An 18,762-nucleotide genomic window follows, 5' to 3' on the forward strand; every position below is an offset into this window, starting at 1 on the left:
AATAGATATCGGGAGGAAACATGGAAATCAAAGCATTTATTATCTTTGCAATCGTCATACTTATTTTATTTCTCATAACTATAAATAACATCATGTTGATTGCCATTAAGCACAATAAAATGAAAAAGGCTTCAGCCATTAGTTATATGATACTTTCAATTTTTTCTGGCGTCGCTATTTCGTCATTTCTAATTTGGACATTCTTTATTAAATAATTCATTAGAGAGGAATGAGTGTATGGTGCAATTGAAGGAACTTGCGAATGAGCGTTTTTCTGCCTCGATCTGTATTGATTCATTTAATGAGCGAATCCGTTTAGATGATTATAGCGGCAGGGTGCGGGATGTGATTCAGTCGGTTCTAAAGGAAGCGGCGGACTGTAAGGCTTCTAAGGTCATTGTGAAAGTAAGACGTGAGCATGTACCTCTTTTTTTAGAAAAAGGCTTTCGGCTTGAAGGGGTGTTTTCTCATTATTTTCTTGGAAGTGATGCGTACGGCATGTCGCTTTTTCTCACTGAGGATCGAATGAACAGTTCGTATTGGCTGGAGGAGGATGAGATCGTCGCATCCATTCAAGCAAAAGAAATCAAAAAAGACCAAGGCACATGGCAGGATGAGTATGTGATGAGAAAAGCCGATCCAAAGGATATTCACAAGCTGGCAAAGCTCTATGATACCGTCTTTGAAACGTACCCTACGCCAATGAACGAGTCAGATTATATTCAAAAGGTAATGGAGGAAGGGACAATTTTTTATGCTGTTGAACATGACGGACACATTGTGAGTGCAGCATCCGCTGAGATCAATGCGCCGTATGGTCATGCAGAATTAACAGACTGTGCGACCCTTCCTTCATATAGAAAACTAGGATTGATGCATCATTTGATTCTAGCCCTTGAAAAAGAACTCCAGTCGATGCATATCTATGTCTTTTATTCTCTTGCCCGTGCTTTGTCCTATGGAATGAATCAAGTGTTTTATCAGCTCGGTTATACGTATACCGGTCGCTTTCAAAACAACTGCTATATTTTTGACAAAATTGAAGATATGAATCTATGGGTCAAAACGCCAAATGAATCATGAAATGGTTCTCATCTGATCAAGCAGACCAGATAGGCGGTACGCCATGATACTGAGCTGCAGCTTCATCCGATCATCAGTGGATTTGAGGCTGCAGCCTGTTCTCGTTTCAATTTGTTTCAGCCGGTAGCTTAACGTATGTCTGTGAATAAACAATTCTCCCGCAGATTTTTGAATATTTTCATTGTGTGCCAAATAGACTTCGAGTGTATGGATCAGGTCAGCCCCTTGTTTTTTCGTATAAAGCAAAGGACTTAACAGCTCCACGTAAAAATCATGCAAATTCATACCCGCTTCATTCATTTCAAGAAGCATCCCATATAAGCCGAGCTTTTGATAATGAATGATGCTTTCGTCTGTTTTTAAAAGCGGAAGAAGCCTTGCTGCATACTGCGCTTCCTTTGCGCTTTTTGCAAAGAGACTGATCTGGTCATAGGCTTTCCCAATGCCAATGACAATCGGATGGACGGGGAAAAAATACGACCAAGTGCTCCGGCACTCCTCTGCTGCGCGATACCACTCCGCTTCTTGAAACGCTTTTTTTCCTGCTGGTGTTAGGACAAAAATGGAATCGAGCCTTGTCTTTAGTAAAAAAGGAATATGTCTGCGTTCAAAGATCGAGGTGAGTAATTGCGATAGACGCTGCATCATTTGGTGATCGAGCTGTGTGTGCTGATGCTGGAATTGAAAGTAGATCACCACCTGCTCCTCGCTCATATCATATTGCAGCTTTGTTGCTTGTTCGACCACGTAGCTTTCTTCTGTATATTGCTGCTGCAAAATATCATCTAACAAATGTCCCTGCATTTGGTTTTCTGTATCTTGAATGGCTTTTTGCTTCAGCCATTCAATCGCATACACGGCCCCGGCATGCTCGATCGCAATCGCGTCGAGATGATGCCACGTATCCTTTTTCTTTAAAGACACAATAAATCCAAAAATATCACCCATCGCAATCACCGGACATGCGGCGAGGACAAATGCTCCGCACGTGTCATAAACGAGCCGCCCTTTCTCCTCTGCCTGCTTGAGAAGGGGCATGGTTTCAATTGGTTCATGATCTGTCAGAAAGCCAAAAGCTGGAGAGTACGTCACTTCATCTTTTATGAGATGAGCCGCTGTTTGATGTAAAAAGACATCGAGAACGACAATGTTTGCTGCAGTGAGATGTGCCAGTTCCTCTGTAATTTGCGTCACATTTTTATTCCTTACATTTAATTGGGTCAGTCTTTGATGAATCGCGGAAGAATATTTAAGCTGATGAAGCTGACTGCTCACGATTTGTTCTAAGACGGCTTTTGTAATGTCCGAGAAATTGATGTGCGGGGGAATCTCGATGAGCGGAATGCCGCTATTTTTCGCCGCTTGAATGAGTGATGCTGGAATGTCGCTTAAGTATACACCTTTATAAATAGCGATGGCTGATAGCCTTTTAGATTGAATCAATTCTTCAAGCCGGTTGCGTCTTTCTTGATTGTCTGCGAGTCCAAATCCGGTTGTGACGAGCAATTCTCCTTCGGAAAGCCTCGACGTGTCTTCGATGATTTCCACGATGGTCACCCATTGAATGAGTCGGTCCAGTCCATTTTCTCCAGCGAGCAGCTTTGTTCCCTTCATGATATCGAGCGAAAGTGCATCTTTGACGAGAATCGCCATAGACTCATGACCTCCTTTTGAACACTCTTATACACGATGTATAAAAAATGCGTCTGAAATTCGGGCATGTGGCGAATGGAGGATGACTGCCCTCTTGATTAAGCTAATCTTATAACAAGTATACAAAATTTTCTTGCGATTCATGAAAAAGAAAGAGGCAGCTGCTGACGAGAGAGGGAGGAATGGCAAAGTGGAGACCCGGGATTACTTAATCAAACCGATGTTGAATCAGCATTATCCTGTGGCTGTGAAAGGAGAGGGAATTTATTTATATGATCGGGACGGAAAAAAATATATAGACGGCTCATCGGGGGCTGTCACGGCAAGTATTGGACATGGCATACGTGAAATCGTTGATGCCATGACCGAGCAAGCGGAAAAAGTGAGCTTTACGTACAGATCACAATTCACAAATGAACCAGCAGAAGAACTTGCCTATGAATTGAGTACGCTTTGTCCAGGTAACCTGAACTGGTCTTTTTTTGTCGGAAGCGGATCAGAGGCAACGGAAACGGCTATGAAAATTGCAATTCAGCATTGGCAGGAGCAAGGAAAGGCTGAGAAGAATCACATTATCTCACGATGGATGAGTTATCACGGCATCACCCTCGGTGCACTGTCGATGTCAGGACATATTGCAAGGAGAGAGCGCTTTGAACCATTGCTCGAAAAGAACCCAGTGCTGTCTCCGCCATATAGCTATCGTTCATGGCTGCCGAAGGAAGAGGGCAAGCAGGTTGAATGGTATGTTCAGGAATTTAAAACCGTCATTCAGCGTATAGGAAAAGAGAGGATTGCCGCTTTTATTGCAGAGCCGATTGTTGGAGCATCGGGAGCGGCACTTGTACCGCCAGATGGATATTTTGAAGCAATGAAGCGTGTCTGTGAGGAAAACGATATTTTAATGATTGCAGACGAAGTCATGACAGGCTTTGGACGAACTGGGAAAATGTTTGCGATGGAGCATTGGGGCGTCGTACCAGATATTATGGTTCTCGGCAAAGGGATGAGTGCTGGCTATTCACCGATTGCGGCAGCCGTCTCAGCGGATCATGTCATCGCACCAATTCTGAGCGGTTCCGGCTCTGTGATGGCAGGTCACACCTATAGCGGCAACCCGCTTTCAGCAGCCGTCTCACTGGCTGTCATTCGATATATGAAAAAACATCAGCTTCCTGAACGAGCGGATCTGTCTGGCCGCTATTTAATGAATGCTTTAAAGGATGTGCAAACAAACCATTTCATCATAGGAGATGTGAGAGGAAAGGGACTGCTCATCGGCATTGAGTTTGTCGCAGACCGTTTATCGAAAACACCATTTCCTGCCCATGCTCAAATGACGCATTTAGTCGTTGAGACAGCGAAGCAAAATGGCTTGCTCGTTTACCCAGCAAGCGCTGGAGAGGATGGAGTGGGAGGTGCAGCGGTCATGATCGCTCCGCCGCTTTCTATCACGCAGCAGGAGATGGATGAACTCATTCAATTATTTGAGCAGACAATCACGCAGGTCGAACAAGAAGTCATCAACCGAGGGTTTTTCCCATCTGCGATGTAGGGAGGAAAGATGATGAACAAAACAGTGAATGTAGATGAAGTGATCACGCATTTTAGGGACGGCATGACCATCATGTTTGGCGGATTTGGCGGCGTAGGGTCGCCGCCATCATTGATCGATGCCATCCTAGAAGCCAATATCAAAGATCTGACATTGATCGGAAACGATGCAGGCTTCCCGCAAATAGGTGTTGGCCGGCTGATCACAGAAGGAAGAGTCAAGAAGATCATTGCTTCTCATATTGGCTCAAATCCAATAGCCGGACAGAAAATGCAATCAGGTACACTAGATGTTCATTTTTACCCGCAGGGCATTCTAGCAGAAAAAATACGAGCAGGCGGGATGGGCTTGGCAGGCATTGTAACAGATGTCGGCATGGATAGCCTCAATCTTGATGAGAAGCAGCTCGTGCCACTAAACGGAAAGACATATATCCTTGAACCTGCGCTGACAGCGGATATTGCCATTGTGAATGCCTTCAAAGCAGATGAAGCAGGAAATCTGATATTTGATAAAAGTGCACGGAATACAAACCCGATTGTGGCGATGGCAGGAGACTGGACCATTGCGGAAGTGGAAGAGATTGTGCCTGTAGGTAGTCTTCATCCAGAAGAAATCGTGACACCAGGCGTATTTGTGAACCAGATCGTGCAATCAAAAGGAGTGAACTGGACATGGGCATGGGAGACAACGATATAAGACACCGCATAGCCAAACGGGCGGCGCAGGAAATTGAAGATGGCATGATCGTCAATCTTGGGATCGGCATCCCAACCCTTGCGGCTGATTACATTCCAGCGCATTACAACGTATGGCTTCATGCAGAAAACGGCATTATGGGGGCAGGCGCCTCACCAGCACAAGGAGAAGAAGATTCGAACTTGTGCAATGCCGGTGGTTTTCCTATTACGTTAACAAAAGGCGGCTCATACATGGACAGCACGACTGCTTTTGGCATCATTCGAAAAGGCATGCTGGATATGACCATTTTAGGTGCACTTGAAGTAAGCAGTCAGGGTGATCTTGCGAATTGGATTGTGCCAGGCAAACGAGTACCCGGGATGGGCGGAGCGATTGAGCTTGCGCAAAAGGCGAAAAAGGTTGTGGTGGTGATGAGCCACCTCGATAAACACGGTGAATCAAAGGTGAAATCTGCCTGCACACTGCCCTTAACTGCTAAGTCTTGTGTGGATCTGATTATAACGGATATGGCAGTCATTGAGGTCAAATCGCAGCTGCTCATTTTACGTGAAGTCATGCCGCCGTATCAGCCGGAAGATGTCATAAGGGCGACAGAGGCACCTTTAATTTTAGCGCCTGATGTCAAATCTGTTGTGTAGAAAGGATGAATGACTTGCAGCCAATCACACGTATCAGAAGCTGGATGAGAGAGCACCAAGATGAAGCGATTGCGCTTCTTCAGCAAATGGTGCAATGTGAGAGCACCCAAGGGAATGAACAAGGTGTGCAGCAAATCGTAGCAAATAAGCTGTCTGCCATTGGTTTTGATGTAGATGTATGGGACATTGGCGGAGAAGACTTGCTAGAACACCCGTATTTCTATTCCCCGAGACGTTCCTTTAAAGGAAGTCCCAATGTCGCCGGACGATTGAAGGGAAAAGGGGGCGGCAAATCCATTTTATTAAATGGGCACGTCGATGTTGTGCCAGCAGGAGATACGAAACAATGGACATATCCGCCCTACAGCGGGCATATCATAAACGGGAGACTTTATGGACGCGGGGCAACAGATATGAAAGGCGGAAACGTTTCTTTACTCTTTGCACTAGAGGCACTGCATGCACTACAGATTCCGCTGAAAGGAGATGTCGTGTTTCATAGTGTCGTCGAAGAAGAGAGCGGCGGTGCAGGCACCCTTGCAGCCATACTGAGAGGGTATACAGCAGATGCGGCCATCATTCCAGAACCAAGTCATATGAAAATCTTTCCGATTCAGCAGGGATCTAAGTGGTTCAGACTGCATATTAAAGGAAGGGCAGCTCATGGCGGAACAAGATATCACGGCGTTTCCGCTATTGAAAAAAGTATGATCGTTCTTTCACATATAGCAGCACTTGAAGAAGAACGAAATCAGCGCATCACCGAGCCGTTATTTCAGCATATCCCGATTCCAATCCCCATCAACATAGGGAAAATTCAAGGCGGTGATTGGCCGTCCTCTGTAGCAGATCTGGTCACAATGGAGGGAAGACTTGGTGTGATGCCAGGTGAGACGGTTGAGCAGGCAGAGAAGGAACTAGAAAATTGGATGATGGGACTTGGGGAAAAGGATGAATGGTTCAAAGAGCATCCTGTTGAGGTCGAATGGTTTGGGGCAAGATGGCTTCCAGGCTCAATTGATACGGATCATCTACTTTTAGGCCTATTGAAGGAACAATATGAAGCGGTCAAGAAGGAGCCGCCAAAGATCGAAGCCGCTCCTTGGGGAACAGACGGCGGATTACTGTCACAGGCGGCAGGTATCCCGATCATCGTCTTCGGACCTGGAACAACGGAGCTTGCCCATTTCCCGAATGAATCCATCGACATTGAGCATGTGATTGAAGCAGCGGAAATTATCGCAGGTACGATGGTGGAATGGTGTGAAGCAGCGGAGTGATATGAAAACGATCACAAAAAAAGAAGGCTGTCTCACTCAGCCTTCTCTTTATGTGTGTCTTGCTGCTCACACATATACGTCACTGGACAAAAACGAAGAATGCCAGATGCCAGTTTCATTCCGCCGAACATGATGCTGAAAAGAAGCATTTTACTCCATGGTTTTCTAGCATATAAAGAACCAGCTACAGTACATATTGTCATTCCACAGGCAATTCGAATGAGCGCTTCCATTAAGCCGAGATTAGGTTTCATTGAAGGTAAATCTCCTTTTTTAAATATTTTAAGTGTGATTTCAAGAAATTGTAACGTTTCATTAATGCGTAACGTGGTTCGTTATGTTACGATAGGGCTAATACAAATGAAGGAGAGTATGTGAATGTCCGAACGTACTTTTAATTGGAGAAACAATGACATCCGCACACAAATCGATGTAGTCGACTCAAAAATAGTTCCAACACTCCTTTTAACGAATGGACTCGTGCTAAACCCGTTTTTAAAACAATGGGTGAAGGCAAATATTTGGATACATGATGATCGAATTGTTTATGTCGGAGCAGAGCTTCCTCAAAATAAATCAGCTAAACGTGTGATTGATTGTGAAGGGAAATACATTGTGCCTGGGTATATAGAGCCTCACGCGCACCCGTTCCATATTTATAATCCCCAATCACTTGCAGAATATGTGTCTCAATTTGGCACAACAACGATGGTCAGTGATAACTTATTTCTTCTTTTGCAGAGCAATGAAAAGAAAGCGCTTTCCACTCTGTGTGAATTAAAACAGCAGCCATTTCAGTATTTCTGGTGGTCTAGATATGATCTTCAAACTGAAGTCAGATATGAAGATGAGATGCTTCCTATCAACTACCGGAAGGAATGGATTGATCATCCTGATGTCCTTCAAGGCGGCGAATTAACAAGCTGGCCAAGATTGATGGACGGTGATGATCTCATTTTATATTGCATGCAAGAAACGAAGAAGCAGCGGAAACGAATTGAAGGGCATTTCCCCGGAGCTTCTGAGAAAACGCTAACAAAAATGAAGCTGTTTGGCGCGGACAGCGATCATGAAGCGATGAATGCAGACGATGTGCTCAAACGCTTGTCCCTTGGCTACCATGTCTCACTTCGTCATTCTTCCATCCGCCCAGATTTAGTGAACATTTTAAGAGAGCTGCACGAGCGTGATTTTAGACACTATGATCACTTCTTCTATACAACAGATGGAGCAGCGCCTCATTTTTATGAGGAGGGTATGATTAATCGTTTGATTTCAATTGCCCTTGAAGAAGGCGTGCCTATCATCGATGCATACAATATGGCGACCTTTAACATTGCGAAATACTATCAAATTGATGACCTATTAGGTGTTGTCGGTCCAGGACGTCTGGCTTCATTGAATGTGTTAGATGATCCAATGAATCCAAATCCGGAAACGGTGATATCTAAAGGGGTTATCCTCAAATTAGATGGAGAGAACCAGCATCAATTTCAAGAAACTAAATGGGAAAATGGCGGGCTTGTTCCATTAGATTTAGGCTATGATCTGACGACGAGTGATTTGCAATTTTCCATGCCGCTAGGTGTCAAAATGAGAAATGCTGTCATCATGGAGCCTTATACAGTGGAGATTGATAACTCTGTGAACCAGCTGTCATGTGATCATGATCAAAGTTTCTTTAGCCTGATTGACCGAAAAGGCGAGTGGCGTGTGAATACGATGCTCAAAGGCTTTGCAAACAAAGTGCAAGGGTTTGTCAGCTCATTTTCGCTCACGGGTGACATTTTAGTGATCGGGAAAAATAAAGAAGATATGATGCTGGCACATAAGCGAATGAAAGAAATCGGCGGGGGGATCGTCCTCACAGAGAACGGGAAAATTTTGCACGAAATCCCGCTGCAATTATCAGGCTGTGCCTCTGCTGAACCGTTTGAGACAGTTCTTCAGCAAATACAAACCTTGCGTGAGCTGCTCATTGAGCGAGGCTATCCATTTGATTGCCCAATTGATACACTTGTCTTTTTCCAAAGTACCCATTTGCCGTATATTCGAGTGACACCAAGAGGAATATTTGATGTCATGAAAAAAACTGTACTCTTTCCGTCTATAATGCGTTAAAATATAACAGAGTGGAGCTGTATCATCTTTGCCACATTTCTGACAACTGTTATAGGGCAGACGTGAGCAATGGATCTCTTCACTGCCATGTAAGTGAAAATACTTATGTGGAGTTGTTGAAGCAGAGGGCTTTGACATGACGAGTGAAATGGCCTGATTGAAAAATGAATCTGTCGGTTACGCTGACCGACCAACATATTTTGAATAATTGAGCGAGGCGGGGCGCATGTTTGTGGTCTCGCCGAGCTTTCCGCACAACCTGTATTTTTAGGGCAGACCTAATCAAGCAGAAGTGTTCTTGATATCGGAAGCAAACAAGTTTGTCAGATTGTCGAACAAGGAAAATGACAGAACTTGTCGATTTTGTATACGATAAAGAAGCTTCGGCTTACGAAAGAACTGACGGCATTTCCAGCGTATAACCAAACCTGTCATGATTCGTTCAAAGCTCATTGCTGAGGTTGAAAAAAAATAGTCAGGAAAGATACCGCTTTCTCCGCAGAATGTCGTGCGAAGCGGTGCCAATAGTAAAGGAGAAGATGTATAAAGATGCAAATTGATAAATTAAGGGGCAAAAGCTTAGATCAGTTATTCAACTCCATCTTATCCCTTAAAGACCTGGAAGAATGCTATCGATTCTTTGATGATTTGTGTACCATCAATGAAATCCAATCTTTATCACAGCGTCTTGAAGTAGCACGTATGCTTCGCGAGGGGAACACGTATCATAAAATTGAGACGGAAACAGGTGCGAGCACTGCAACCATCTCACGTGTCAAACGCTGCTTGAACTACGGAAATGATGCCTACACAATGGCACTTGACCGCGTAGCAGAACAGCAGGCAAATGACGAAACAAAATAAAGCAGACTTCACTGTAAACAATCCTATTCAACAAGAATGGCGTTGTTTACAGTTTTTTTATGAAGAGCGCTGAAAAGACAAGCAAGGACTGGCTTGAAAGAAGCAACAAACGGGTCATTTAACCGAATAACTTTATCAGAAGGTTGTGGAGAAGAAAAAATGAGATTCAATGCTTTGATACCAGAGTTATCTGTAATAGACATCGAAAAGTCTAAATGGTTCTATATAGAATTGCTTGGTTTTAAATTGGAATATGAGCGTGAAGACGATAAATTTATATTTGTTTCGTTGGAAGAGGAAACACAAATGATGTTAGAAGAAATCAATGGCCATTGGGACACTGGGGAGTTAAAATACCCATTTGGACGGGGAATCAATTTTCAAATAGACATTGAAGACGTACAGCCTGTCATTGACCGTTTAAGAAAGCAAAACATTCCACTATTCAGAGAGCCAACTGTTAGCAAATATAAAAGTAATGATACTACGTTTATACAAAAGGAATTTCTTGTTCAAGATCCTGATGGATATTTACTTAGGTTCTCGCAAGAAATGGCAGGTTAACATGAAAGTCTCTTCCAGAATAGGGCGCGATTGTTGAATAAGTAAAATTAAGAGTGGCTGCGGCTACTTTTTTTTATTTTGAGATACATGAGTACAGATACAAAAAATTGACTATTGCCGAAAAGGACAACGGTTATTTTTAAATTTGTGTTACTGCCATTCCCTTTGAATGTTTCTCGCATCGGAAAGAGGCAGTCAACTCTGATCATCATCATGTCTATTGAAAAAGTCTTTAACATAGGAATCTCCTTTAAACACAATGATTTGTGATCCCCATCATTCAATGGCATCTACTACAACCACGACACGATATACTTCTCCATCAATTGGCTTCAAATCAATGAGATGTTCAGCTCTATTTATCAGTGTCTGGATGGACAATCGCTTGATTTTTTAAGGTGTTTTGTTTGTACAAATAAAATCATAAGCAAATGGTAGAGGAAGATGCCAATACCCTTGTTCAATATCTGCCGGGAACTCTCGTGTACTTTCCTCAATTCTTGTAACCATCTCATTCGTCTTCCGTTTCATCCCGCGAACCTTTTTCTCACGCATCCTCCATCTCTCCACTTCCTGGTTATTTGCCCTAAGTTCTTTATACGCGATTGAGCCAAAATGGCAATTGAAAAAAAGGTGCAAAAACGCACCTTTCTCAAACTAGACGGATGGCTGTGTCCCTGTAAAAATAGGCACTTCACTTGTCTGACCATTTTCTTGTCTATAGACAATATGTTTCTCATTAAAATGAATGGGAGATTCAATACCAGCGGCTGCGGATAAGTTAAACAAGCCTTCTCTTAGAGAAAGGATATAATTGCAGACTCGGTATTTCTTTTCTTCAATTGATAAACCCTTTTGCAGTTTTGGATCAGTTGTGGCGACCCCGACTGGGCATTTATTCGTGTGGCACACTTGGGCGCGAATGCATCCGACTGAAAACATGAGTCCCCGTGCGATATTGACAAAGTCAGCACCCATGGAAAGGGCAATTGCAATTTTATCTGGTGAGAGAAGTTTGCCAGAAGCAAAGAGTTTGACCTGATCTCTGACACCGTATTCCTTCAATATTTGATGAACCATTGGGAGTGCCGTGAAAATCGGCAGCCCTGCGGAATCTGCCAATTCATGAAAAGATGCGCCAGTGCCGCCTTCTCCGCCATCCACTGTAATGAAATCAGGGTGCTTTCCGCTTTTTTTCATGTACGTTGCAAGCTCTTCAATGTTTTCTTTATGTCCGACCACAAGCTTGATGCCGACAGGCTTTCCGCCTATACTTCGCAGCTGTTCAATGAAATCAAACATATCCGGAATGGAGTGGAACATCTCAAATCGGTTTGGGCTGTCAATGGATTGATGGGGCGGCAATTTACGGATGTTCGCAATTTCTTCGGTGACCTTTTCGCCGTCAATATGACCGCCGCGTGTTTTAGCTCCTTGTGCTAGCTTCAGCTCAAAGGCTTTGACTTCCTCATGCTCGCTTTTTTTCTTAAATTCTTCAAAGGAAAAAGCGCCATCTTCTGTTCTCACGCCGAATAGACCGGGCCCAATCTGGCATATGATATCGGCTCCGCCTTTGAGATGATAGGGAGAAAGCCCGCCTTCACCTGTGTTCATCCACGTACCGCCAGCCATTTTTAATCCCGAGGATAGTGCTGTAATGGCCCTGTCGCCTAAAGAGCCGTAGCTCATGGCAGACTGCCCAATCAGGCCTTTTACACGGAATGGCTTTTGACATGTGTGCTCGCCAATCACTTGTACATCGTCTTGATGGAGATAGTAAGGTTTTGCTTCGACCTCTTTGGTATGTTCACTTCTTCGTAGTAAATTGTCTTGATCAATCTGATACACTTTTGTTTGGATTTTTTCAGATTGATCGATGCGTAACTCATCTCGCTGCTTTGGAAATAGAACATTGCGAATGTAGTAACCAGGCTTGTCAAAATCACGTTTTGATCCAAAGCCCATCGTCCGGCTTTTGTACTTTCCAGACATGACAGCTTGCTCGTATTCTCTTCTTGAGAAAGGAAGCTCCTCGCGATCATTCAGAAACAGATATTGACGAAGCTCAGGTCCTATTTTTTCAAAAATAAACCGCAGCTTTCCAATGACCGGATAATTTCGCAGGACAGAATGCTCTTCCTGTTTTTCATCTCTCATCCAAATCCAGATGAATAAAATGATTGGTATGATGAAACAAATCACTAATAGTGCGCCAACAATGACAATGAAAGTTGTTGTCACGAAGATCCCCTCTTTTCTCTATCATTGTTGTTGTTATTCCACTTTTCATTGAAAGAGAAACCACTTCAACATATTGTGACGTTTAGAAATAAAAAGGCGGGGTAACTTACAAATAAGATCATAAGGGGAGGGAACATACATGAATAAGCGTCCGAATGCGTATGTACTTGCAGGATTAGGGGTTGGTGGTGCAGTGTTATTAGCAGTGAAAAATAAACAGCATCTCAAAAAATGGGCAAGCATGTTCCGCTCAGATGAAAAGATTCCTGAAAAAGCTGGACACCCTGATCCATTAGATATTCAAGACAACAAGATGGTCGATGAAGGGGCCATGACATCCGTCCATTATTTCAATGAAGTGAGACAATAGCTTGGAAAAACCGTTTTGACCATTCAAAACGGTTTTTTCTTGTCTTTCTTTTGACGTTATATCGATGAGGATCGACAAACGTAAAACCGATTAGCCCTTTGTGATCAGGCGTCGAGAAATGAAATTCAATGCCTGATAAATGATAGGTTGAGAGAACGTCCTGATCTGTAAAACGTAAAGAAAGCTCGTCCTCATACACGAGTGCATGCTTCAAAACTTCGGCTTCTTCTGCAAATAACTCCAGACCAGCTACTCGTCCCTCTTTGTCGATATCTGCGTTCATACATTCATTCACATTTAATTCAATGGTTTCTTTGATTGTCCCGATTCCTACAGGCAGGAGATAGATGTATCCGATGTTGATCGTTTGATCATATGTGATGGTTCTTTTCATGTGGGTCACCTGCTTTATGTATGGTTTTTTGATCAATAGTAAAATGTGCCTTTATTGTATAATAACATGTGGTGATACAAAGCTCTTCTATCAGTGAACGGTCAAAGATCATCCCTCTCAGCTCCTAGATGTTTTCAGCATTCTAACCGAAAGTCACGAACCCCATTTTCAAAAGAATGAAATTTTTAGCTGAAGGAGGTTACCCATTTTTTGCGGTCACTGATTTTGTTATAATATTTAAATGGAATGAAACGAATGGAGGAACGTTTTTCATGTATGATGTTACCGAGTGGAAGCATGTCTTTAAACTCGATCCAAATAAAGAAATATCCGATGAACAGCTAGAGGCAATTTGCGAATCTGGTACGGATGCTATATTGATTGGCGGCAGTGACAATGTGACAGAGGACAACGTGCTTCAATTGATGTCAAAGGTCCGCCGGTTTCTTGTGCCATGTGTACTCGAAATCTCAACACATGAAATGATTGTGCCGGGCTTCGATCTGTATTTCATCCCGACCGTCTTAAACAGTTCTCATCCTGATTGGATTGTTGGGCTTCACAAGGATGCGATGAAGGAATTCGGTGATTTGATGTCGATGGAAGAGATCGTGCCTGAAGGCTATGTTATTTTAAATGAAGAGTGTAAAGCGGCCAAGCTCACAGAGGCAAATACAGCACTGGACATCGATGACGTAAGAGCATATGCAAGAGTGGCAGAGCATTTGATGAAGCTGCCCATTTTTTATCTAGAATACAGCGGAACGCTTGGAGATATAGAGCTTGTGAAAGAAACGAAAGCAGTGCTTTCTGATACGGTTCTTTTTTATGGCGGGGGCATTGAAAACGCAAAGCAGGCGGAAGATTTTGCGCAGCATGCGGACGTGGTTGTTGTAGGAAACGTCATTTATGACAATTTCAAAGAAGCATTAAAGACAGTGAGCGCAGTCAAAAAGTCATCATAGTCAAACAAGACGAAAAGGGTTAAAATAGAACATAAGTTCGAATTGGCGGTGAATGGAATGAATGAAATATCGAATCATCTATTAGAAGGGCTAAATGACGCGCAAAAAGAAGCGGTCAAAGCAACAGACGGTCCGCTACTCTTGATGGCAGGAGCAGGAAGCGGGAAAACGCGGGTGCTCACACACCGAATTGCCTACTTAATGGCAGAAAAGCATGTGGCTCCGTGGAACATTTTAGCGATTACGTTTACAAATAAAGCAGCACGTGAAATGCGTGAGCGTGTCCAAGCCATTTTAGGACCTGGTGCGGATGACATTTGGATCTCTACGTTCCACAGCATGTGTGTGCGTATTTTACGACGCGATATTGACCGTATTGGTGTAAATCGCAACTTCTCTATATTAGACACATCTGATCAGCTTTCAGTCATTAAAAACATTTTAAAAGAACGAAATATCGATCCTAAAAAGTTCGATCCTCGCAGCATTTTAGGATCAATCAGCAGTGCAAAAAACGAACTCATTGACGCAGAGGAATACGCCAAAACAGCCAGTGATTTCTATGATCAAGTTGTTAGCGACGTCTACACAGATTACCAAAAGCGATTACTTAAGAACCAATCACTCGATTTTGATGATCTTATTATGATGACGATTCGTCTGTTTGAGCGCATCCCTGAAGTATTAGAACACTATCAGCGAAAATTTCAATACATTCATGTCGATGAGTATCAGGATACGAACAGAGCGCAGTACATGCTTGTGAAACTGCTTGCTCAGCGTTTTCAAAATATATGTGTGGTCGGTGACTCGGATCAGTCCATCTACCGCTGGCGCGGAGCGGATATTACAAACATTCTCTCCTTTGAAAAAGATTATCCATCCAGTGAAGTGATTCTGCTTGAGCAAAATTACAGATCGACGAAACGTATACTGAATGCCGCAAACACGGTGATTCAAAACAATTCAAACCGTAAGCCGAAAAACCTTTGGACAGAAAATGATGAAGGGGCGAAGATTGCCTATTACCGTGCAGATAATGAATTCGGCGAGGGTCAATTTGTTGCTGGAAAGATTCATCAGCTTTATCAGAGCGGTAAGCGTAAATTATCCGATTTTGCGATTCTTTATCGAACCAATGCCCAGTCTCGTGTCATAGAGGAAACATTATTGAAGTCAAACATTCAATACAACATTGTCGGCGGCACAAAGTTCTATGACAGAAAAGAGATCAAGGACATTTTGGCGTACTTACGCCTAGTAGCTAACCCAGATGACGACATTAGCTTTGCACGAATTGTGAACGTACCAAAGCGCGGAATCGGTGCGACATCTGTTGATAAAATCGCAGCATACGCGGAGATGAATGACCTGTCTATGTTTGAAGCGCTTGGTCAGGTAGATTTCATTGGACTCAGTGCAAGGGCAGCCAATGCGCTTGATGAGTTCAAACAGCTCATCGATCAATTGACAAATATGCAGGATTATTTATCTGTCACAGAACTAACAGAAGAAATTTTAGAGAAAACAGGCTACCGAGAGGCACTAAAGGTTGAAAAAACGATTGAGGCACAAAGCCGTCTAGAAAATATTGATGAGTTTCTCTCTGTGACTAAGAACTTTGAAGAACAAAATGAAGACAAGTCCCTTGTGACCTTCCTGACAGATCTCGCTCTTGTCGCAGACATTGATAAGCTGGATGAGAATGAGGAAGAAGATCAAGATGCGGTCATTTTAATGACGCTTCACGCCGCAAAAGGTCTAGAATTCCCGGTTGTCTTCTTAATGGGCATGGAGGAAGGTGTCTTCCCGCACAGCCGCTCATTAATGGAAGATGCAGAGATGGAAGAAGAGCGCCGCCTTGCTTATGTAGGCATCACACGGGCGGAAGAAGAGCTTTATTTATCAAGTGCCAAGATGAGAACACTCTTCGGCCGGACAAACATGAACCTTGAATCAAGATTCATTCGAGAAATACCAGCCGATTTATTGGACAACCTAAATGAGAAAAAAGAAACGAAAACACCTTTTGGCCAAACTAGAGAAAGACCACAAAGACGGGGACCTGTCTCACGTCCGCAAACTCAAACCATTCAAAACACAGGCGGCGGAAGTATTGGCTGGGCTGTGGGCGATAAAGCGGCTCATAAAAAATGGGGCGTTGGAACGGTTGTGAGCGTAAAAGGCAGTGGAGACAGCACGGAGCTTGATATTGCTTTCCCAAGCCCTACAGGCATTAAGCGTCTTCTCGCAGCATTTGCGCCAATTGAGAAGCAATAAACCGATAGGACATATAAAACGGATGAATTGAAAGGAAGAAGCAGATGGATAAAGAAGCAGCGAAACGCCGGATCGAGGAACTGCACCAGATTTTGAACCAATACAACTACGAATATCATACACTGGATCGTCCAAGTGTTCCTGACGCTGAATATGATGCGCGGATGCGTGAGCTGATCTCTTTAGAGGAAGAGCACCCTGATTTAAAAGCAGCGGATTCTCCCTCACAAAGAGTCGGAGGCGCTGTGTTAGACGCCTTCCAAAAAGTGCGCCACGGCACACCGATGCTCAGCCTCGGGAATGCGTTTAATGAACAGGACCTTCTTGATTTTGACCGCAGGGTTCGTCAAGCAGTCGGTGACGATATTGCATACAATGTCGAGCTGAAAATTGACGGACTCGCTGTTTCTCTCCGTTATGAAAATGGCCTGTTTGTCCGAGGTGCCACACGTGGAGATGGGACAACGGGTGAGGATATTACAGAAAACCTCAAAACCATTCGATCCATCCCGCTCAAAATCAAACGTCCTTTGTCAATTGAAGTGAGAGGCGAGGCATTTATGCCAAAACCTTCTTTTGAAGCATTAAACGAAAAAAGATTACAAAACGAAGAAGAGCCGTTTGCGAACCCGCGTAATGCGGCGGCAGGCTCGCTTCGTCAGCTTGATACGAAAATTGCGGCGAAACGAAACCTTGATATCTTCGTCTACAGTATAGCGGAGCTTGATGAAATTGGTGTTGAATCGCAAAGCGAAGGACTTGATCTTCTCGACGAACTTGGCTTTAAAACAAACAAAGAAAGACGGATGTGCCAAACGATTGAGGAAGTGATTGAGCTCATTGAAACACTAAAAACGAAGCGTGCCGACTTTTCATATGAAATCGATGGAATTGTGATCAAAGTCGATTCGTTAGCTCAGCAAGAAGAGCTCGGCTTTACAGCAAAAAGTCCCCGCTGGGCTGTTGCGTACAAGTTTCCAGCTGAAGAGGTGGTGACAAAGCTGCTTGATATTGAACTAAGTGTCGGGCGTACAGGTGTCATCACACCAACGGCGATCCTTGAGCCTGTCAAAGTAGCAGGAACGACAGTGCAGCGAGCTTCCCTTCATAATGAAGATTTGATCAAAGAAAAGGATATTCGCCTTTTTGATCAAGTGATTGTGAAAAAAGCGGGCGATATTATTCCGGAAGTCGCAGGTGTACTGATCGATCAGCGTACAGGAGAAGAAAAGCCGTTTCACATGCCGACTGAATGCCCGGAGTGTCATAGTGAGCTGGTGAGAATTGAAGGCGAAGTGGCTTTGCGTTGCATCAATCCAGAATGCCCTGCCCAAATACGTGAGGGACTCATTCACTTTGTTTCCCGCAATGCAATGAACATTGATGGGCTTGGCGAGCGGGTCATTACACAGCTTTTCCAAGAACAGCTTGTCTCTCGTGTGTCTGATCTTTACCGATTAACGAAAGAAGAGCTCATTCAGCTTGAGCGAATGGGCGAAAAATCTGTCGACAATTTACTGCGTTCGATTGAGCAATCGAAAGAAAACTCTCTAGAGCGTTTACTATTTGGACTCGGTATACGATTTATTGGCTCTAAAGCGGCGAAGACCTTGGCGATGCATTTCGGTGATATCGATCAATTAAAGCAAGCGACGAAAGAACAATTACTCGAAGTCGATGAAATCGGTGAAAAAATGGCTGATGCTGTCGTCACATACTTTGAGAAAGAAGAAATACTCAATCTGCTAAATGAACTAAAAGAGCTTGGGGTTAATATGACCTACACAGGACCAAAACCGGTGAAGGTTGAAGAAAGTGATTCCTATTTTGCAGGCAAAACCATTGTGCTGACAGGGAAATTAGAAGAAATGGCTCGAAACGATGCAAAAGCAGCGATCGAAGCACTAGGCGGTAAACTGGCAGGTAGTGTGAGTAAGAAAACAGATTTAGTCATAGCCGGAGAAGCAGCGGGAAGTAAGCTGACAAAGGCAGAAGAACTCAATATAGAAATTTGGGACGAAGCTAAAATGCTCGAGGAGCTAAAGAAATAAG

At 43.6% G+C, this 18,762-nt stretch carries 16 protein-coding genes and 1 pseudogene; 12 read left to right on the forward strand and 5 right to left on the reverse strand.

Translation table 11 applies throughout. The features are described from left to right. The first annotated feature begins 237 nt into the window (after positions 1 to 237). Positions 238 to 1,083 carry a putative beta-lysine N-acetyltransferase gene (ablB, locus tag NSQ36_RS03355; protein ID WP_339206769.1) on the forward strand — a complete coding sequence of 282 codons (846 nt, stop codon included), beginning with the start codon at positions 238 to 240 and terminating at the stop codon, positions 1,081 to 1,083. On the opposite strand, the gene NSQ36_RS03360 is transcribed toward ablB, so the two are convergent. Continuing rightward, positions 1,078 to 2,736: a PucR family transcriptional regulator ligand-binding domain-containing protein gene (locus NSQ36_RS03360; RefSeq protein WP_339206771.1), complete on the reverse strand. Its 1,659-nt coding sequence runs from the start codon at positions 2,734 to 2,736 to the stop codon at positions 1,078 to 1,080. The genes ablB and NSQ36_RS03360 overlap by 6 nt on opposite strands. A gap of 190 nt (positions 2,737 to 2,926) precedes the next feature. Here NSQ36_RS03360 and NSQ36_RS03365 point away from each other — a divergent pair, with 190 nt between their 5' ends. From NSQ36_RS03365 to NSQ36_RS03380, 4 genes are read left to right on the forward strand one after another with little or no spacing between them, the layout of a single operon-like run. Continuing rightward, entirely contained in the window at positions 2,927 to 4,291 is a 1,365-nt protein-coding gene (locus tag NSQ36_RS03365; protein ID WP_113386801.1) for an aspartate aminotransferase family protein, read from the forward strand. Between the two features lie 12 nt (positions 4,292 to 4,303). Beyond that, positions 4,304 to 4,990, forward strand: a complete 687-nt coding sequence (locus NSQ36_RS03370) for a CoA transferase subunit A (RefSeq protein ID WP_050945719.1) — start codon at positions 4,304 to 4,306, stop codon at positions 4,988 to 4,990. Continuing rightward, positions 4,966 to 5,631 (forward strand): 3-oxoacid CoA-transferase subunit B, encoded by a 666-nt coding sequence (locus tag NSQ36_RS03375; protein ID WP_050945720.1) that lies wholly within the window; start codon positions 4,966 to 4,968, stop codon positions 5,629 to 5,631. The genes NSQ36_RS03370 and NSQ36_RS03375 overlap by 25 nt, the downstream gene beginning before the upstream one ends. A 14-nt stretch (positions 5,632 to 5,645) precedes the next feature. Then, positions 5,646 to 6,911 carry a peptidase gene (locus NSQ36_RS03380; protein ID WP_113386802.1) on the forward strand — a complete coding sequence of 422 codons (1,266 nt, stop codon included), beginning with the start codon at positions 5,646 to 5,648 and terminating at the stop codon, positions 6,909 to 6,911. A 32-nt stretch (positions 6,912 to 6,943) separates the two neighbouring features. Here NSQ36_RS03380 and NSQ36_RS03385 read toward each other — a convergent pair whose 3' ends face one another. Then, positions 6,944 to 7,165, reverse strand: a complete 222-nt coding sequence (locus tag NSQ36_RS03385) for a DUF2892 domain-containing protein (protein WP_034320223.1) — start codon at positions 7,163 to 7,165, stop codon at positions 6,944 to 6,946. Between the two features lie 124 nt (positions 7,166 to 7,289). On the opposite strand from NSQ36_RS03385, the gene NSQ36_RS03390 reads away from it, so the two are divergent. From NSQ36_RS03390 to NSQ36_RS03400, 3 genes are all read left to right on the forward strand, one after another. Then, positions 7,290 to 9,032: an adenine deaminase C-terminal domain-containing protein gene (locus NSQ36_RS03390; RefSeq protein ID WP_003214450.1), complete on the forward strand. Its 1,743-nt coding sequence runs from the start codon at positions 7,290 to 7,292 to the stop codon at positions 9,030 to 9,032. A gap of 549 nt (positions 9,033 to 9,581) precedes the next feature. Next, positions 9,582 to 9,896 (forward strand): YerC/YecD family TrpR-related protein, encoded by a 315-nt coding sequence (locus tag NSQ36_RS03395; protein WP_003214053.1) that lies wholly within the window; start codon positions 9,582 to 9,584, stop codon positions 9,894 to 9,896. Between the two features lie 159 nt (positions 9,897 to 10,055). Next, complete coding sequence (locus NSQ36_RS03400) at positions 10,056 to 10,460, forward strand: VOC family protein (protein WP_309217375.1); 405 nt, start codon at positions 10,056 to 10,058, stop codon at positions 10,458 to 10,460. A gap of 276 nt (positions 10,461 to 10,736) precedes the next feature. Here the strand turns inward: NSQ36_RS03400 and NSQ36_RS03405 are convergent. Both NSQ36_RS03405 and NSQ36_RS03410 read right to left on the reverse strand, forming a co-directional pair. Beyond that, positions 10,737 to 11,015 (reverse strand): annotated as a pseudogene (locus tag NSQ36_RS03405) (DUF3916 domain-containing protein). A 102-nt stretch (positions 11,016 to 11,117) separates the two neighbouring features. Next, positions 11,118 to 12,701, reverse strand: coding sequence for an FMN-binding glutamate synthase family protein (locus tag NSQ36_RS03410; protein WP_050945723.1), 1,584 nt, complete (start codon positions 12,699 to 12,701; stop codon positions 11,118 to 11,120). A 139-nt stretch (positions 12,702 to 12,840) separates the two neighbouring features. On the opposite strand from NSQ36_RS03410, the gene NSQ36_RS03415 reads away from it, so the two are divergent. After that, on the forward strand, positions 12,841 to 13,071 hold the full coding sequence (locus NSQ36_RS03415) for a hypothetical protein (protein ID WP_003214314.1): 231 nt from the start codon (positions 12,841 to 12,843) through the stop codon (positions 13,069 to 13,071). On the opposite strand, the gene NSQ36_RS03420 is transcribed toward NSQ36_RS03415, so the two are convergent. Further along, complete coding sequence (locus tag NSQ36_RS03420) at positions 13,052 to 13,465, reverse strand: DUF2283 domain-containing protein (RefSeq protein ID WP_339206774.1); 414 nt, start codon at positions 13,463 to 13,465, stop codon at positions 13,052 to 13,054. The genes NSQ36_RS03415 and NSQ36_RS03420 overlap by 20 nt on opposite strands. Positions 13,466 to 13,737: 272 nt before the next feature. Between NSQ36_RS03420 and NSQ36_RS03425 the strand changes: the two genes are divergently transcribed. The 3 genes from NSQ36_RS03425 to ligA are packed head-to-tail and all read left to right on the forward strand — an operon-like array spanning position 13,738 to position 18,761. Further along, the gene (locus tag NSQ36_RS03425; RefSeq protein ID WP_041816135.1) at positions 13,738 to 14,430 is read left to right on the forward strand and encodes a heptaprenylglyceryl phosphate synthase; all 693 of its coding nucleotides are present in this window, start codon (positions 13,738 to 13,740) and stop codon (positions 14,428 to 14,430) included. A 57-nt stretch (positions 14,431 to 14,487) separates the two neighbouring features. Further along, positions 14,488 to 16,710: a DNA helicase PcrA gene (pcrA, locus tag NSQ36_RS03430; protein WP_339206776.1), complete on the forward strand. Its 2,223-nt coding sequence runs from the start codon at positions 14,488 to 14,490 to the stop codon at positions 16,708 to 16,710. A gap of 44 nt (positions 16,711 to 16,754) precedes the next feature. Further along, complete coding sequence (gene ligA, locus NSQ36_RS03435; protein ID WP_212046324.1) at positions 16,755 to 18,761, forward strand: NAD-dependent DNA ligase LigA; 2,007 nt, start codon at positions 16,755 to 16,757, stop codon at positions 18,759 to 18,761. Position 18,762: the final 1 nt, after the last annotated feature.

Source organism: Bacillus sp. FSL W8-1143 (assembly GCF_037965155.1).
In the GTDB taxonomy this organism is placed as follows: Bacteria; Bacillota; Bacilli; order Bacillales; family Bacillaceae; genus Bacillus; species Bacillus pumilus.

What these genes read in the sequence shown, in the direction of transcription:
- ablB (WP_339206769.1), top strand. Translation starts at nt 238, where the DNA reads ATGGTGCAATTGAAGGAACTTGCGAATGAGCGTTTTTCTGCCTCGATC.
- NSQ36_RS03360 (WP_339206771.1), bottom strand. Translation starts at nt 2,736, where the DNA reads ATGGCGATTCTCGTCAAAGATGCACTTTCGCTCGATATCATGAAGGGA.
- NSQ36_RS03370 (WP_050945719.1), top strand. Translation starts at nt 4,304, where the DNA reads ATGAACAAAACAGTGAATGTAGATGAAGTGATCACGCATTTTAGGGAC.
- NSQ36_RS03375 (WP_050945720.1), top strand. Translation starts at nt 4,966, where the DNA reads ATGGGCATGGGAGACAACGATATAAGACACCGCATAGCCAAACGGGCG.
- NSQ36_RS03385 (WP_034320223.1), bottom strand. Translation starts at nt 7,165, where the DNA reads ATGAAACCTAATCTCGGCTTAATGGAAGCGCTCATTCGAATTGCCTGT.
- NSQ36_RS03390 (WP_003214450.1), top strand. Translation starts at nt 7,290, where the DNA reads ATGTCCGAACGTACTTTTAATTGGAGAAACAATGACATCCGCACACAA.
- NSQ36_RS03395 (WP_003214053.1), top strand. Translation starts at nt 9,582, where the DNA reads ATGCAAATTGATAAATTAAGGGGCAAAAGCTTAGATCAGTTATTCAAC.
- NSQ36_RS03400 (WP_309217375.1), top strand. Translation starts at nt 10,056, where the DNA reads ATGAGATTCAATGCTTTGATACCAGAGTTATCTGTAATAGACATCGAA.
- NSQ36_RS03415 (WP_003214314.1), top strand. Translation starts at nt 12,841, where the DNA reads ATGAATAAGCGTCCGAATGCGTATGTACTTGCAGGATTAGGGGTTGGT.
- NSQ36_RS03420 (WP_339206774.1), bottom strand. Translation starts at nt 13,465, where the DNA reads ATGAAAAGAACCATCACATATGATCAAACGATCAACATCGGATACATC.
- NSQ36_RS03425 (WP_041816135.1), top strand. Translation starts at nt 13,738, where the DNA reads ATGTATGATGTTACCGAGTGGAAGCATGTCTTTAAACTCGATCCAAAT.
- pcrA (WP_339206776.1), top strand. Translation starts at nt 14,488, where the DNA reads ATGAATGAAATATCGAATCATCTATTAGAAGGGCTAAATGACGCGCAA.
- ligA (WP_212046324.1), top strand. Translation starts at nt 16,755, where the DNA reads ATGGATAAAGAAGCAGCGAAACGCCGGATCGAGGAACTGCACCAGATT.